This is a genomic window from Aequorivita sinensis (assembly GCF_006346335.1).
GTDB classification, from domain to species: Bacteria; Bacteroidota; Bacteroidia; order Flavobacteriales; family Flavobacteriaceae; genus Aequorivita; species Aequorivita sinensis.
In genome coordinates this window covers 52,684-69,008 of record NZ_VDMC01000005.1, presented here as the reverse complement: position 1 = coordinate 69,008, position 16,325 = coordinate 52,684, and the positions used below count along the sequence as shown (strand labels likewise).

Here is a 16,325-nt window from a genome sequence, read left to right as displayed (position 1 = left end):
TGTGATATGCTTTCAGAAAGCAGCGCAACATTAAATTTATCTGCAACCCAAAGCCTAGTTTCCGCTCATCTATACTGGTCTTCAATTGGCCCGGGAGATTTCCAAGTTGATATCAATGGAACAGCAATAACTGCTGAAAGAACTTTTTCACATACTTTTAGAAACCTACCATATTTTGCAGCTTATGCAGATGTTACAAATTTATTGTTAGCTAATGGGAATGGAGTTTATACATTCTCTGGATTGGATGTAATGAATATTCTGTCTGACTACTGTTCGCCTCCCAATGGTTCGGGTAGTGGTACTAACTTTGGAGGGTGGGCCATCTATATAATTTATGAAGACCCTACCGATCCAGATATTTTATTAAATCAGATTAGTCTTTTTGACGGACTTGAAGGTGTTAACGAATTTGAGAATCCAATTGAAATAACACTTACTGATATTTCTGTAGCTTCAGATGAATTATCAAAAATTGGATTTCTTGCTTGGGAAGGTGATAGGTTTATCGATAATCAAGAAAGTTTATACATCAATGGACAACTAATATCCGATCCGCCATTAAACCCTTCAAATAATGCGTTTAACGGAACCAACTCCTATATTGGTGCTCCTGGAAATGCCCAAAATTATAATATGGACCTGGATTTTTACGATTTAGTAGGAATCGTTGAGCCTGGTGATAGTACTATTGAAATTAAACTTACATCAGACCAAGACTGGATAATGGTAAATAATATCATTACTAGCGTAAATTCAGAACTTCCAGATGCTACCATAACTATTGATAATCTTGGGGTGCTTTGTGCAGATAGTACTATAGAAGTAGACTATACCGTATACAATATTAACAGTACTGCAGCATTGCCAGCTGGTACTCCTATAGCATTTTATGCCGATGCAGTTTTGTTAGGGCAAACACAAACAAATATTGAACTTCCAATTGATGGCAGTGAAAGCGGAACGATTAACCTTAATATTCCAGTAGGTACACCTCAAATATTTACGCTAAAAGCGGTTGTTGATGACAACGGAACAGGGGTGGGGATTGTTTTAGAAACTAATGAAGAAAATAATGAATTTGAGCAAACAGTAGATCTAGCAGCACAGGGTTTATTTATAACAGGAAATAACGAAAGCTGCGAAGGTCAAACAGAAACATTAACGGCTAATTTTAATGATTTAGACACCTATAACTGGTTTCTTGATGGAAATCCATATGGTGGCAATACGCCTACAATAAATGTAACCCAGTCTGGGGTTTACACTGTAAGTGGTAATAAAGCCGCTTGTTTTGTGGAAGAATCACCCGCATTTATTGTCACAATCAATCCGCAAGCTGTCGCCCATGAACCATTAGATCTTTTTAGGTGCGATAATGGAACCCAAACAAATTTTTTCGACCTTACTCAGAATGACGTAAATGTTTTAGGTGGGCAAAACTCAACTGTTTTTGAGGTTAAGTATTTTGAAACATATTCAGATAGTGAAAATAACATAAATACAATTACAACACCAGGGGCTTACCCTATGGTGGGGCCATCACCACAAACAATCTATGTGCGTATTCATGACAGAGCACAGGAAATGTGTTACGACCTTGAACAATTTGAGATTTATTATACTCCAATTAGCGTAGGCGTACTTCCATCAATGGCTTTATGCGATCAAGATGAAAATGGTAGTGAGGATGTAAATTTACCATTAGAGTTTGATGCATTTGTTTTGGACGGTCAAAATGCTTCAGAATTTAATATTACATATCACAACACTTTAAATGAAGCTCAAACAAGAGCTAATCCACTTCCAATTGTTTATCCAGTTTCTGTTCCAGGCGAAACGATTTTTGCTAGGATTGAGACAGTTATAAATCCAGACTGTTTTTTAACTACCTCTGTTGAAATCACTGTTGATTCACTTCAGGTAGTAAATGAAAACCCTGATCCATTAGTTGCATGTGATAGTGATAGCAATGGTTTTACAGACTTTTTTCTCCATAATGCAGACGAAGATATTACAGGGGGAGATCCTACTTTAACAGTTACATATCATTATACCTTATCAGATGCACAAACCAACGAAGGGGTTTTACCAGAACCGTTCGAGAATATTATTCCATATAACGACGAGGTATATGCAAGAATAGAGAGTCCGAATTCAACTTGTTACACAACTGTTTTGTTAAAGCTTGAAGTACGTGACAGCCCTATGCTAAACGAACCTTCAGTGTATCGTATATGCGATGATAATAACGATGGTTTTGAAATTTTTAATTTAACAACTAAACAAGACGAAATACTTAACGGACTTGATCCGTTGCAATACGACATTTACTACTATGCATCAGAACAAGATGCTATAGATGCTGGAATTTCAGCATTAGAAAATCCAGATTTCTCTCAAGCAATTGCAAACCCCACTGCTTATCAAAATATAGTTCCAAATACCCAGATTATCTATTTTCTTGGAGTTGGTTCAGCAGCTAACACTACTCCAAATAATGGAGGACAGGGATGTTATACAATTGTTGAGTTGGAGTTAATTGTAGAGCCAAGTCCCGTAGGAAATGAACCAGTCGATTATCATTTATGTGATGATACTGTAAATGGAAGTACAACTACTGACCAAATAAGTACTTTCGATTTAACTTCAAAAAATAACGAGATAACAGGAGGCATTCCTAATTTAGTTGTTACCTGGTTTGAAACTTTTGCAGATGAAGCTGCCGATAATCCAATAGCTAACCCAACCGCTTATCAAAATATTACAAATGCACAGACTATTGTGGCAAGAGTTGCAAATACTTTTGAATGTAAAAGCCTTGTTACTTTAACATTAGTGGTAGACCCGTTGCCAACTCCAGCTGTTCCTGATCCACTTGAACTTTGTGATGAAGGTGATGGATTTGCAGAATTCGACCTTAGTTTGCGTACAAACCAAATAATGAATGGAGAGTTGGACGTAACGGTAAAATATTACCCAACCGAAGCAGAAGCTGAAGTAGGGGGTGCAGGTGAAATTGTAGCTCCTTTCCTATATACAAACGTTGTTGCCTTTAATGATTCTGTATGGGCAAGAGTTGAGAAGAATGAATCTGAATGCTATGCCATTGTGCAACTGCAACTTATTGTTATTCCATTGCCAGATGCGCCAGATGCTAACTTTTTAGATCCATATATCGTTTGTGATTTAAACGGTGATGGATTTGGAATTTTTGATTTAACAATTCAAAATTCTTCAGTTTATGGAATTCAAAATCCTACCGATTTTGCGCCAATTTCTTATTATGAAGTTGAATCAGATGCCATAACCGGTATTAATCAAATTACGCAAGCAAATGAGTTTTCTAGCATGGGACAAACTATATATGTGCGCTTAGAAAATTTAAATACTGGTTGCTACAGAGTTTCTTCTTTTGATTTAGAAGTTGGAGAATTCCCTGGTTCGGGAACGGCAGAAGATCTTGAACTTTGCGATGATGAAGTTAATGGAAGTACATCAAATGATGAGGTATCTACATTCGACTTAACATTGAATACGCCTTTGATAACTAATAATGATGCAACATTAACAGTAACGTACTATAAAGATGCAAACGATTTAGCGAATAATATTCCTATTGATAACCCTACAGCGTTTCAAAACACAAGCAATCCCCACGAAATATTTGTTTCTATTTCAAATCAGCAGGATTGTATGGCAGAGCTTTCGTTTAATCTAATAGTAAACCCACTTCCTGTTCCTGTAGAGCCAACACCATTAGTTGTTTGCGATATGGATAACGATGGAATAGTTTCCGATTTTGATTTAGAAAGTAAGAGTGATGAAATTAGCGGAGGTAATACACTTCTTAATGTTAGCTATCACGAAACACTACAGGATGCAAATACAGGTAATTTTCCATTACAAAGTCCTTATGAAAATATTATAGCTTACAATCAAACGATATTTGTAAGAGTAGCCTTTGAAGATGAACCAGACGGGACAGGATGTTTTGATGTTACTACCTTAGAGCTTATCGTTAATCCAACGCCAATTGTTCCTCAAGATTTACCAGATTTAATACTTTGTGGCGATGATAATTTTGCTGTTTTTGATCTTACTGTTCAGGAAGATCTAATTTTTGGCAGTCAGTCGACCAGTGATTTTACTTTGACGTATCATGAATCGGAAGCTTCAGCAGCCTTAGGAACAGATGTTATAGCTCAACCAGAATCTTATACAAACACAAGCAACCCACAGACAATATGGGTTCGGTTAAGTGATAATGTCACGGAATGCTATAAGCTAGGCGAATTTGATCTTGTAGTTCAAGATGGAGTGCAAATAATAGACCCAACACCATTGTCTTTATGTGATGACTTAGGTGAGGCAAACGACGGAATAACAACTTTTGACCTTACAGTTAAAAATAGTGAAATTACAGGGGGAGTACTTACACATGGAGTTTCTTACTTTATTACAGAAGAAGATGCTCAGGATAATATTAACCCTATAAATCCAGATACAGCTTATGTAAATGTTGACACTTCAGGTAATGCTATTAATCCTCAAGTGCTTTATGTAAGAGTAGAAGATAGTGATAGCGGATGTTTGTCTTTTACAACATTAACCATAAGAGTTAAAAGCAATCCAGAACCTGTTACACCAGACCCTATAGTGCTTTGCGATAACAACTTGATTATTCCTCCGGGACCATATGATGAAACAGAACTTTTCGACCTTACTTCTCGCAATAATCAAATTCTGAATGGAAACACCACTTGGACGTTAGATTATTATTTAAGTTATGAAAATGCGGTTTCAGAAACCGATGCTATTCCAGAGGCGGAAACAACAGCTTATCAAAACATAAGTAATCCACAAACAATTTACGTTCGTACAACCAATCCTACTTCACTATGTTTTGAAATAGTAGAATTGGAACTAATCGTAAACCCAATTCCTGATGATACGGCTGAGGTTTCTCCCTATGTAGTTTGTATCTCGAATGATAGCGGAATTGGTATTTTCAATTTAAATTCTAAGGTTGATGAAATATTAAATGGTCAGTCTTTATCTATTTTTGAAGTAAGTTTTTATACAGATATAGTAGATGCAGAAAATCAAACAAATGCAATTGTAAACACTACTACTTATCAAAATAGAGATGCGAATAACAATGCTATAAACCCACAGATTATTTACACAGGTATTCTCAACACAGAAACAGGATGTTATGTAGGTGGCAATCAATCTTTCGAACTTCAGGTGAATCGAGAGGCACTTGCAAATACACCAGCTCAACCATTTGTAGTTTGTGACAACCTTCCTCCAAGTGATGGTTTTACAGAATTTGATTTATACGATTTAACAGATCCACAAGTGCAAGATCTTCACAATGAAATTTTAGATGGTCAAGATCCTGCTAATTTCCAATTAACCTTCTATGAAACAATTGAAGGTGCCGAAAGTGGAGAAGGTGCAATTGAATTCCCTTATGTAAACATCATAAATCCACAACGTATTTATGTAAGGGTTACTAATGAAAGCAATACTTTTATTCCGAAATGTTATGCAGTAGTTGAAATGATTTTGAAAGTGAATTATTTGCCAACTATTGTTTTTGATGATGAATATAGATTATGTGTTGATGAAAATGGCAATCCGATTCCTGAGGAAGAGGGAAGTGTGTCGCCTCCTGTAATTGATACTGGTTTAGACCCTAACCTGTATTCATTTATGTGGGATTTAAATGGAGTACTAGTGCCTGGAGAAACCGGACCTTCTATAACTGCTTTGGAAGAAGGGGTGTATACAGTTACAATTATTGAAATTGCTACAGGCTGTGAAACCACAGCAAGTACAACGGTTACTTTATCATCTCCACCGCTTACTTATGAGGCTGTTTTAAGTAATGGAGCTTTTGCAGGAAATCATATAATAGAAGTGCTCGCTACTGGTATTGGAGAGTATCAATATCAACTCGATAATGGACCATTTCAAACTAGCAATATATTTGAAAATGTAAGTCCTGGAGTTCACTTAATAACTATTAAGGATGTGAATGGTTGCGGATCTGTTACTTTTGAAGTAAGTGTAATAGATTATCCTCAGTATTTTACTCCAAATGAAGATGGTTATCACGATACTTGGAATATTTATGGCATTGGTGCAAGTGACCCAACGGCAAAAATATATATCTTTGATCGCTTCGGAAAATTATTGAAGCAATTAAGCCCTACAGAACAAGGTTGGGATGGAACATATAATGGAACACCATTACCATCTAGTGACTATTGGTTTAGAGTTGAATATAAAGAAGACGATCAATTAAAAGAATTTAAAGGACATTTTACTTTAAAACGTTAATAGAAAATATAAAGTGTTTAACAAAAAATAGTAAATTACCGAAGATTAGAACAGGCAATTTATCTTACGCATTATCAAATATTTTATGCACATGAAATTTAAACAATTCCCCATTTTACTGCTACTAATAGTTTCTTTCTGTGGTTATTCACAAGATGGAATTCCGGTGTACTCAGACTATTTTGCAGATAATCTATATCTTATTCATCCATCCATGGCGGGTGCAGCAAATTATAACAAGATTAGACTAACGGCTAGAAAGCAATGGTTTGATCAAAAGGAAGCACCAAATTTGCAAACATTGAGTGTTAATGCTCGAGTAGGAGAACAATCTGGTCTTGGATTAATTCTGTATAACGATAAAAATGGATACCATTCGCAAACCGGGGGCTATGTAACTTATGCGCATCATATTATGTTTTCCAGAACTGAAGTTGATTTAAATCAATTATCTTTTGGATTAAGTGCGGGAATTACTCAAGGTAGATTGGATGAAACAAGCTTTGATTTATCCGACTTCGATCCTGTTATTGGTGGAATTATTCAGAGTAGTACTTACTTTAATGTAGACGCAGGGTTTTCTTATAATTTTTTAAATTTCTCAAGTCACCTTACTGTTAAAAACATCATTTTTAGAAATAGAAATATTTACAGTGAAGAATTTGAATCGAACAACCAGCGTAAATACTTAGCTTCTATGGCTTACGCAATTGGAAAGTTTGATTCCGATTGGAGTTACGAACCTTCATTTCTATTCCAATGGGCTGAACGTACAGGTGAAAAAACTGTTGATGTAAATATGAAAGCCTATCGCAAAATGGATTTTGGAAAACTTTGGGGAGGGATATCGTACAGAAGAACTTTAGACGGTGCAGAATACTTAGATGGTACAAAAATTGAAAATCAAAAACTTCAATATTTTACTCCAGTTTTAGGGATAGACTTTAACAACTTTATGTTTGCTTATACTTATTCATATCAATCTGGGAATGTTAAATATCAAAGTGGAGGATTTCATCAAATTACTTTAGGTTTCGACTTTTTAGGTGGAAGACCAGCGCCGTATGAATGTAATTGCCCTGCGATTAACTAATTGATACAGTTTTTATATTTTACAATAAGGCCTAATACTTAAATTTGTATTAGGCTTTGTTTTATTAATAGATTTGAACTTTACTTTCTTAATATATTCTTATGATCATAAAATCAGTAAACGGAAAACATCCTGAAATACCTGAAAATTGTTTTATAGCTGAAAATGCTACTATAGTTGGCGATGTAGTTATGGGTGATGAGTGTAGTGTATGGTTTAATGCAGTTATTCGCGGAGATGTGAATTATATTAAAATGGGAAATAGGGTAAATGTTCAGGATGGAGCAGTAATTCACGCTACCTACAAAACCTCACCTACAACCATTGGTAATAATGTTTCCATAGGTCATAATGCTATCGTGCACGGTTGTACGGTACACGATAACGTGCTAATTGGGATGGGGAGTATTGTTATGGACGATTGTATTGTTGAGAGTAATACCATCATAGCTGCGGGAGCTGTTGTTTCTAAAAACACTGTAGTTGAAAGTGGCAGTATTTACGCTGGAATCCCAGCAAAAAAAATTAAGGATATTAGTCCAGAACTTACAAAAGGCGAAGTTGAACGTATTGCCGAAAATTACGTGATGTATTCTTCTTGGTTTAAATAACTTTCTAAAAGTCTTTTTTTTCTATAGTAATGATTTTAGAATATTCTTCTAATAGAAATTCTAAAGTTCTTGTTTTGGCATTAGTATAGAATTGAAGAGTTGGAGCAGAAGTTTCTTCACGAAGTAAATCCAAGCTCTGTAGTATCGTTTTTGTTTGTTTGGCCACTGCTTCCCCTGAATCAATAATTTTAACGTTGTCTGGTAAAATCATTTTTAATTGAGGGATAATATAAGGGTAGTGGCTACATCCTAAAACCAAATAATCTACATTGGCATCAATCATAGGTTGAATATGCTTCTTTAAAAGAGCCATCATTTCTGGACCGTCTAAATTTCCTTTTTCAATTAACGTAACGAGTCCTTCTCCTATGATTTCAACAACGTTAATATCTTTAGTGAACTCTTTGGTGGTTTTGCTGAAAAGTGCGCTGCTAAGCGTCCCTTTTGTAGCTAGAATGCCAATACTCTTTGAGTTGGTTTGTAATGCTGCAGGTTTTATTGCAGGTTCTATTCCGATAATTGGAATATCGTATTTATTTCTAAGGACTGAAATTGCATTTGTAGTTGCTGTATTACAGGCTACAATTATAATCTTGCATTTTAAACTAAGTAGCTTATCTACATTTTTAATACTGAGTGCGATAATGTCGTCAGCAGACTTATCGCCATAAGGAGCGTTTATGCTATCAGCAAGGTAAATGGTGTGCTCGAAAGGAAGTAGCTTTTCTACTTCTTTCCATATAGAAGTGCCACCCACTCCAGAATCAAAAATTCCTATTGGACTGTTTTTATTCATATCGTAAAAGTAGCCAATTCCATTAAAAATATTGCATAAAAAAACTGCCCTTTTGAGGGGCAGTTTTTTTAAAAAGTATAATCTAAAAAAGAATTACATTCCTAATTCTTTTTTCACATCAGCCATAAGGTCTTTACCATCGGCAAGAATTACACCACCTCCCATTGTAGAATCCAATACATATTGGTATCCTAGAGATTTAGCAACTCTTTGGATTGTAGATTGAGCTTTTTCAAGAACTGGCTTAAATGTATCAGCTCTTTTCTTATCTAAATCTTGTAATGCTTGTTGTCTGTATGCTTGAATGTTTTCTTGCATTGCTTGAACCTCTTGGAATCTCTTTTGGTTTTCTTCGTCGGTTTTTGATGAAGCTTCAGCATCGTATTGCTTCATTTTAGTTTCCCATTCTTTCACCATTGCTTTAATTTCAGTATCGTAAGTCTTTTGAACTTTGTCTAACTGATTTTGAGCAGCTTTATAGTCTGGCATTGACTCAATAAGTTCTTGTGCATTAATATGAGCAATTTTTACTTGAGCGTTTACGAAACTAGTAGCTCCTATCATTAGTGCAACTGCCATTAATAAGGTTTTCATTTTTTTCATCGTAAGTGTATTAAATTTAAGTGTTATTTTAATTAAATTGATTTGGTTATTCTGTTAAAGGTTTAGTGAGATTTAACAACTCATTTATTTACTTCCTATTCCTCACCACTGTTTCCAGGGTTTTAGTTGTTTCTATTTTTTCGAGCATTTAATATAGAATCTCTTCTGCGTTCTCTTTCTTCAATCATTTTTTGTCTGCGAGCTTCCATTTCAGCTCTTTTTGCATCTCTAATAGAATCGCGTTCTCTTTTGCGATCTTCCATCATTTGCTCACGCTCTGTTTTCTTAGCCTCGATAATAGCCTCGCGCTCTTCCTGTTTCTTTTGAATTTCTTCTTCTCTTTCTGAAAGTGCTCCTTCCTCTTCTAAAGAAAGTTTTTCTTTGCGTTCTATTTCACGCTTTTCTTTTTTATCTAAAGCTTGCGTTCTTCTACCAGCACGTTCGATGCTTCTGATTACTAAGTCGCTAATGTCATTTCTTTTTGCTGCAAACAACATTACTACATCTGCAGACTTGTCAAAAATAAAGTCGTATTTCTTACCTTCTGCAATTTCTTGAACAATATTGAATACTTGATCTTGAATTGGCTGAACTAATTGTCTGCGCTGAATCATTAAGTCACCATTAGGGCCAAATCGGTCTTGCTGGTACTGAAGCATTTCATCTTCCTTAATTTTTATTTCTTCTTCTCGTTCTTCAATTAATTCTTGTGTTAGTAACACTCTTTCATTGGCAAGATTCAATTTCATCTGATCGATATCTTTTTGCCTTTTTTCGATGTCTTGCTTCCAACGTTGAACTTTTCCTTCTAATTGAATTGACGCTTCTTTATATTCTGGAACACTCTCTAGAATGTATTCCATGTCAATATATCCTATACGAACACCTCGTTGTGCTTCTGCCATGAAGGTAAAGCAAAAAAGGGCAATAGTAAAAAAGAGTATTTTTTTTGTCTTCATAGTTGTTTGGTTGTAGGTTAAGAAAATATCGTGCCAGTTTTTTTAAAATTGTTGTCCGATGATAAAATGTGTCTCCCATCCATTTTTTTCGGTGCCTCCTAACGCTGGATCAAATCCATATCCGAAATCGATACCTAAGAGTCCGAATGCTGGCATAAATATACGTAATCCTGCTCCAGCTGAACGCTTGAGTTCGAATGGATTGTAATTTCTAAAGCCATCGTATGAAGCTCCACCTTCAGCAAAAGCTAATACGTAAATCGACGCCATTTGTGCCAAAGTTACAGGATATCTTACCTCTAACGAAAATTTATTGTAAATCGTATTTCCATCAGGATCAGAAAGTCCTTGGTTTGGATATCCTCTCATTTGAATTACTTCACGACCATCCAAGCTATAAGCTCCTAGACCATCACCACCAACAAAGAATCTTTCGAAAGGAGGAACACCACGGTCTTGGTTGTATGCGCCTAAGAATCCTAATTCAGTGTTTGTACGAAGCACAAGCTTATCGTATAAACGTGTGTACCAAGTTCCTTTAAATTTAACTTTATAGTATTCTAACCACTTAAAACGTTCTTGATCAATTTCAGAAATTCTCTGATTTGCATTTACAAAGTTAGGATCGTCTGGTAATGTTTCCAATAATCTAGCTCTTTCATCTTTTAAAGCACCGTAATCTACACTGTTAAATGCTGAATATGGAGGGGTAAGTTTAGCAGTAATGCTGAAGTCCGATCCAGAAGTTGGATATATCGGGTTTGTAGCGGTATTGTTTCTGCTTATCCCTATAGTATAGGCTAAGTTATTTGAGTACCCATCACCGAATGTAAACAATCCAGTATTGTAATTATTTAAGTTGTAATGTTGAAAACTAAGAGCATTAGACCACACAAAATAATCATCTGGCCATTTAACCTTCTTAGCTAATCCAAGAGAACCACCAGTAATTGTAAAGCTTCTGTCTGTATCGGCTCTTCTATTTCTATAGTCGTAGAAATTTTGAATTGTATGTGAGAACGAAGCAGAGAACTGAACTGGTTTTTTACCACCAAGCCATGGTTCGGTAAGTGAAACGCTATAGGTTTGGTAATAGCTACTTGCTTGTGCTCTTAATGAAAGCTTTTGACCGTCTCCCATTGGAAGTGGTTTGTAGCTGTCTAGATTAAAAATGTTTCTAAGTGAGAAGTTGTTGAAAGAAAGCCCTAAGGTTCCAACAAAACCTCCACCACCATAACCACCTTGTAGCTCAACTTGGCTACTTCCTTTTTCAACCACAGAGTATTCAAGGTCTACTAAACCGTTGCTTTCATCTACTTTTTTGAAATTAGGTGAAAGTTGTTCTGGATCAAAGAATCCTAATTGTCCAAGTTCGCGAATAGTACGTACTACATCTCGTTTGCTATATTTTTGACCTGGACGGGTTCTAAGCTCTCTGTAGATAACATGGTCATTGGTACGGTCGTTTCCTACCACTGTAACGTGGTCGAAATAGAATAAGTTACGCTCCATGATTCTTATTTCAAAATCGATGGTGTCATTTCTTACAGCAACTTCTACAGGGTTAATTCTTGCAGCAAGATAACCGTTGTTTTGATATAGGTTAGTCATATCTTCAGCATCAGGAGAGCTGTCGTCTGCAATACGTTCTTGAAGTAGGATGCCATTGTAAACATCTCCTTTCTTAATACCTAAAACTTGACGTAATTGAGAATCTGTAAAAACGCTATTTCCTATAAAATCAATATCACCAAAATAGTATTTGTCTCCTTCTTCAAGTTTGATGTCTAATGCAACATTTTTATCATTTAGGATGCGCAACGAATCTTTAACGATACGTGCATCACGATAACCATTAGACTTGTATTTCTTTAAGATAGACTCTTTATCTTCTTCAATACCTTCTTCGGTGTATTTAGATCTTTTCCAAAAACGCAAAAAGTTTTTACGCTTTGTTTTTTTCATCGCTCTGCGCAATTTTCCATTTGAAAACTGCTCATTACCCTCAAAGTTTATTTTGGTTACTTTTACACGGTTTCCTTTGTCTACCGCGATTTTCATGTTTTTAGAAATCTCCACCCCACTTGAATCCTTAACAGGAGTGGTGGTGATAGTTACATCAGTATTTAAAAAGCCATCTTTTTTATACTTATTGGTAATGTAGTTGGTGGTTGTAGAAATAAGATTTTCAGTAATTTTAGCGCCAGCGCCAAGGTTGTTATCCTTAATTATTTCTTTCTTCTTGGCTTTGCGAATTCCGTCACCTTCAATAGTAACTTCGTTAAGTTTAGGTAGCTCTACAATGTATAGCTCTAAATCTACTTCATCTCCATTGATATTAGTCACATAGAAAGCAATGTCGCTAAAAAGGTTTTGTTCCCAAAGTTTCTTAGTAACTTGGCTAAGTTTTTCACCAGGGATATAAATGCGATCCCCTTTTTTTAAGCCTGTAAAAGCTATAACGGTTTGTTCGTTAAAGTTTTGAGCGCCTGTTACTACTATTTCATTAATAGTGTATTTTATGCCGCTGTCAAGTTCTTTTTGCTGTGCCTGTAGTGTAAAAACGGAAAGTATTGTAAATAAAAAAATACAATAAGATTTTCTGTATGTATGCAATAGGGAACTTTTATTTAAGTTGTTCACTGGTTTTTCCAAATCTTCTTTCTCTGTTTTGATAATTTAATATTGCTTCAAAAAGATGGTTTTTAGTATAATCCGGCCAAAGCGTTTCAGTAAAATATAATTCGGCATAAGCTATTTGCCAAAGCAGAAAATTACTGATACGCTGTTCTCCACTGGTGCGGATCAACAAGTCTACATCTGGTAAATTTTGGGTGTAAAGATGATTATTAATTACCGTTTCGTCAATATCGTCCGGCGAAATTAGGTTATTTTTAACTTTAAGACTAATCTCTTTAATTGTTTTTGTTATTTCTTCTCTTGAACCATAGCTTAATGCAAGAGTTAGTGTCATCCTTTTATTATCTTTTGTTTTTTCAATTACATCCAAAAGTTCTTTATGAGCTTTTTTAGGTAATGCATTTAAATTGCCGATAGCATTTAACTTAATGTCGTTATCATTAAGTGTTTTAATTTCTTTTCTTAAGGATGAAACTAAGAGTTTCATCAATAATTCTACCTCAATTTTAGGTCTTTTCCAATTTTCGGTAGAAAAGGCGTAAAGAGTTAAGTAGTCAATTCCGATTTCTGCACATCCTTCTACAATTTCGCGAACAGCTTTCGATCCGTTTTCATGCCCAATGGAACGTAAAAGACCTTTTTGTTTAGCCCAACGACCATTCCCGTCCATGATAATGGCAAGGTGTTTTGGTAATCTGTTTTTGTCTATGCTGTTTTTAGAATCCATTGTTGTTTTAAAAATTGCAATAGCAGGGTAGTCTTCCAAAAGCAAATGTAAACGTTATGCCACTGAACACATACCAATCATCATTATTGATGTTTCCAAAATCACCTGCTCTTCGAGGTTCTCCTTTCTTCCAATCACTACTTCCGTCTAAGTTGTCTGTGAGGGTATAACGAGCTCCAATTTCAAAGCCTATCATTGTGCTGTGAGATAGCTTTGCTTTGTATCCTATTACCATAGGGATTGCAAAATCTATCCCTGTTTGTACTTTTTCCTCTTTTGTATTGCCATCTCTCCTATCTAAAGCTCCTGATGAATCATATAAAAACGAAGTAAAACCAGTGTATAAATAGGGGGTGTGAACTTTTTTACCACTATGAACATCAAAGTCCCAAAAGTTAAATTCTAACCCTATCGATAATTCTTTGATTGAATTTTCAAATGAATATCCGCGCTGTTCTCTGTTGCTATAGCCGCTATCAATATCGTCTCCTTTAATTTTAGCATAAAGAAGAGAGCCCCTAAATGAGTGTCTTGGACCTCTATTCCATTTAAATATCCCACCTGCTGCAATTGCATTTGGATTTATATAATTTGTTTTACCAACATCGCCAATATAGTTGGCGCCGCCCAACATAACACCTACTTCATAGGTTTGAGACTGTGCGCTATACACAGCTAAGAGTAGTAAAAATGCAGTTGCAAAATGCTTCATATAGTTTAAAAGTTTGCAAATATAACAATAAACTTGGCTTGAAATAGACTGAAGCCAAATTGTCTTAAATGATTAACAAGTTTTAGTTTGATTTATTGTTTAATTTCTCTTGTCTTCGCCCCATAACAATTTTTTTCGAAGGGTTTTAATAAAGCTGTCATCGTTTAATTGAACTAGTTTAATAGTGAAATCAGCTTTTTTTATAATAATCTTCGTTTCATTTTTTAAAGTAGCAATCCTGGAATCCATAGACATTAAAAAAGTTTCTTCACGTCCATAAACTTTTAGAGTAACTGTGTTGGAATCTGCAATTACTAAAGGCCTTGCATTTAAATTGTGTGGGGCAATGGGAGTTAGAATCATATTTTTTGAATCAGGGTCTATAACGGGACCTCCACAACTTAAGGAGTAACCGGTAGATCCGGTTGGTGTAGCAACAATCAATCCGTCAGACCAATAGGAGGTAAGGTATTTATCGTTTACCAAGGTCTCAACTTTTATCATTGAAGTTGTGTTGCGTCTATTTACCGCAACTTCATTTAGTGCAAAATTAAGTGTGGGTACTTCTTCGCTCTCGGGTTTAGTTTCTACCGTTAGAAGGCTGCGTTCAGAAATAATATATTCTCCTTCTAATATTTGATTGAGACTTTCAGTAATGGTTTCCTTTTGGATAGTCGCCAAAAAACCTAGTCGCCCAGTGTTGATTCCAACAATTGGAATACCTAAATCCCCAACAAATGTCACCGCTTTCAAAATGGTGCCGTCACCTCCAATACTGAAAAATAGATCGAAACTAGAATCAAGTTTTGTAAAGGTTGAACACTCTGAAAAGTTTTTAGTGATTTCTTGATTTTGGTTAATAATTTCAAGGAAATTTTCCTCTATCAGAACTTTCGCAGCCTTTTTTTGAAGTGCATCCAGTAACATCTGAATGTATATTTCTGAATTTTTGTGATAAAACTGTCCGTAAATTCCTATTTTCATTTAATTGGTTTAGAAGATTGGAGTGCTGTATTAAAAATTAAATTTGTTCAGGTATGGTTATTATTTTAGATGTTTAAATACTTGTCTAGATACTTGGAACGTTCTTTCAAGTCTTCCACAAATTTATCTTCTTCGTGTTGACTTATGATGTTGTATTTGTATCGTCTAAAAGTTTGAACGATGCTATTCATTGCGGTATGACCAACTTTTACTGTAAGCTGAACAGTGTTTTCTGTGATTTTTGAAATAAATATCCCAAAAATTCTAGTGCCATTAGATTCTACTATCTGACAAGCCTCGCTAAAAGAATAATCTTGAATGCCTTTTTCAACTACAATGATGCCCCCTGTTTCATTTAAAAAAGGAGTATTGTTAAAAAGGCTCATTATATCACCTAATTCGAAATAACCAAGGTACTTATTGTCTATGCCTAAAACCGGCATTACATTGCTATTGTGTAATGCAAAAGCCTCTAAAACGTCAAGCCAATTAGTGTCTTCTAGCACGTGGAAAGGTTCTAAAGCGTATTGATAGTCGCTAAGGAGTTTTGTATTATCAAAACAATATGCGTCATTTTCGGATACACAACCTATAAATTCCCCGTCTTTTTCAACAGGTACGTGCGAATAAGTTAGCTGGTTAAAAACGGTTTGCACGTCTTTAATATTAGCTGAAATGTCGAATGGTTCAATATCGTTGATAATATAATTTATGGTCTCCATTAGATATTTATTTAAAATGCAAATTACTTAAAATATAAGTTCCTTTCCGTCCTTAAGGTTTGTATTTTTGTTAAAAATGCATTTGTTGAATCTGATTGAGTTTATTTTCGGGTTTAATAGGTTTTAA

At 35.2% G+C, this 16,325-nt stretch carries 11 protein-coding genes; 3 read left to right on the top strand and 8 right to left on the bottom strand.

All coding sequences use genetic code 11. The features are described from left to right. Nucleotides 1-6 precede the first annotated feature (6 nt). The 3 genes from FHP04_RS07815 (at nt 7) to FHP04_RS07805 (ending at nt 8,055) form a co-directional block, all read left to right on the top strand. Complete coding sequence (locus tag FHP04_RS07815; protein ID WP_139855539.1) at nt 7-6,351, top strand: T9SS type B sorting domain-containing protein; 6,345 nt, start codon at nt 7-9, stop codon at nt 6,349-6,351. A gap of 91 nt (nt 6,352-6,442) precedes the next feature. Continuing rightward, nucleotides 6,443-7,444: a PorP/SprF family type IX secretion system membrane protein gene (locus FHP04_RS07810; RefSeq protein WP_139855538.1), complete on the top strand. Its 1,002-nt coding sequence runs from the start codon at nt 6,443-6,445 to the stop codon at nt 7,442-7,444. Between the two features lie 101 nt (nt 7,445-7,545). Continuing rightward, on the top strand, nt 7,546-8,055 hold the full coding sequence (locus tag FHP04_RS07805; protein WP_139855537.1) for a gamma carbonic anhydrase family protein: 510 nt from the start codon (nt 7,546-7,548) through the stop codon (nt 8,053-8,055). A 4-nt stretch (nt 8,056-8,059) separates the two neighbouring features. Here FHP04_RS07805 and murI read toward each other — a convergent pair whose 3' ends face one another. From murI to FHP04_RS07765, 8 genes are all read right to left on the bottom strand, one after another. Beyond that, on the bottom strand, nt 8,060-8,851 hold the full coding sequence (gene murI / locus FHP04_RS07800; RefSeq protein ID WP_139855536.1) for a glutamate racemase: 792 nt from the start codon (nt 8,849-8,851) through the stop codon (nt 8,060-8,062). A 93-nt stretch (nt 8,852-8,944) separates the two neighbouring features. Continuing rightward, nucleotides 8,945-9,454 (bottom strand): OmpH family outer membrane protein, encoded by a 510-nt coding sequence (locus tag FHP04_RS07795; protein ID WP_139855535.1) that lies wholly within the window; start codon nt 9,452-9,454, stop codon nt 8,945-8,947. 122 nt (nt 9,455-9,576) lie between these two features. Continuing rightward, nucleotides 9,577-10,413, bottom strand: coding sequence for an OmpH family outer membrane protein (locus FHP04_RS07790; protein ID WP_139855534.1), 837 nt, complete (start codon nt 10,411-10,413; stop codon nt 9,577-9,579). Between the two features lie 42 nt (nt 10,414-10,455). Then, nucleotides 10,456-13,056: an outer membrane protein assembly factor BamA gene (gene bamA, locus FHP04_RS07785; protein WP_139855533.1), complete on the bottom strand. Its 2,601-nt coding sequence runs from the start codon at nt 13,054-13,056 to the stop codon at nt 10,456-10,458. Continuing rightward, nucleotides 13,040-13,780: an isoprenyl transferase gene (locus FHP04_RS07780; protein WP_139855532.1), complete on the bottom strand. Its 741-nt coding sequence runs from the start codon at nt 13,778-13,780 to the stop codon at nt 13,040-13,042. Before FHP04_RS07780 ends, bamA begins: the two co-directional genes overlap by 17 nt. 7 nt (nt 13,781-13,787) lie before the next feature. Then, nucleotides 13,788-14,492, bottom strand: coding sequence for a type IX secretion system protein PorG (porG, locus tag FHP04_RS07775; RefSeq protein ID WP_139855531.1), 705 nt, complete (start codon nt 14,490-14,492; stop codon nt 13,788-13,790). 99 nt (nt 14,493-14,591) lie between these two features. Beyond that, nucleotides 14,592-15,476, bottom strand: a complete 885-nt coding sequence (locus FHP04_RS07770) for an NAD kinase (RefSeq protein WP_139855530.1) — start codon at nt 15,474-15,476, stop codon at nt 14,592-14,594. 65 nt (nt 15,477-15,541) lie between these two features. Continuing rightward, nucleotides 15,542-16,198, bottom strand: a complete 657-nt coding sequence (locus FHP04_RS07765) for a CBS domain-containing protein (protein WP_139855529.1) — start codon at nt 16,196-16,198, stop codon at nt 15,542-15,544. Nucleotides 16,199-16,325 lie beyond the last annotated feature (127 nt).

What these genes read in the sequence shown, in the direction of transcription:
- FHP04_RS07815 (WP_139855539.1), top strand. Translation starts at nt 7, where the DNA reads ATGCTTTCAGAAAGCAGCGCAACATTAAATTTATCTGCAACCCAAAGC.
- FHP04_RS07810 (WP_139855538.1), top strand. Translation starts at nt 6,443, where the DNA reads ATGAAATTTAAACAATTCCCCATTTTACTGCTACTAATAGTTTCTTTC.
- FHP04_RS07805 (WP_139855537.1), top strand. Translation starts at nt 7,546, where the DNA reads ATGATCATAAAATCAGTAAACGGAAAACATCCTGAAATACCTGAAAAT.
- murI (WP_139855536.1), bottom strand. Translation starts at nt 8,851, where the DNA reads ATGAATAAAAACAGTCCAATAGGAATTTTTGATTCTGGAGTGGGTGGC.
- FHP04_RS07795 (WP_139855535.1), bottom strand. Translation starts at nt 9,454, where the DNA reads ATGAAAAAAATGAAAACCTTATTAATGGCAGTTGCACTAATGATAGGA.
- FHP04_RS07790 (WP_139855534.1), bottom strand. Translation starts at nt 10,413, where the DNA reads ATGAAGACAAAAAAAATACTCTTTTTTACTATTGCCCTTTTTTGCTTT.
- FHP04_RS07780 (WP_139855532.1), bottom strand. Translation starts at nt 13,780, where the DNA reads ATGGATTCTAAAAACAGCATAGACAAAAACAGATTACCAAAACACCTT.
- porG (WP_139855531.1), bottom strand. Translation starts at nt 14,492, where the DNA reads ATGAAGCATTTTGCAACTGCATTTTTACTACTCTTAGCTGTGTATAGC.
- FHP04_RS07770 (WP_139855530.1), bottom strand. Translation starts at nt 15,476, where the DNA reads ATGAAAATAGGAATTTACGGACAGTTTTATCACAAAAATTCAGAAATA.
- FHP04_RS07765 (WP_139855529.1), bottom strand. Translation starts at nt 16,198, where the DNA reads ATGGAGACCATAAATTATATTATCAACGATATTGAACCATTCGACATT.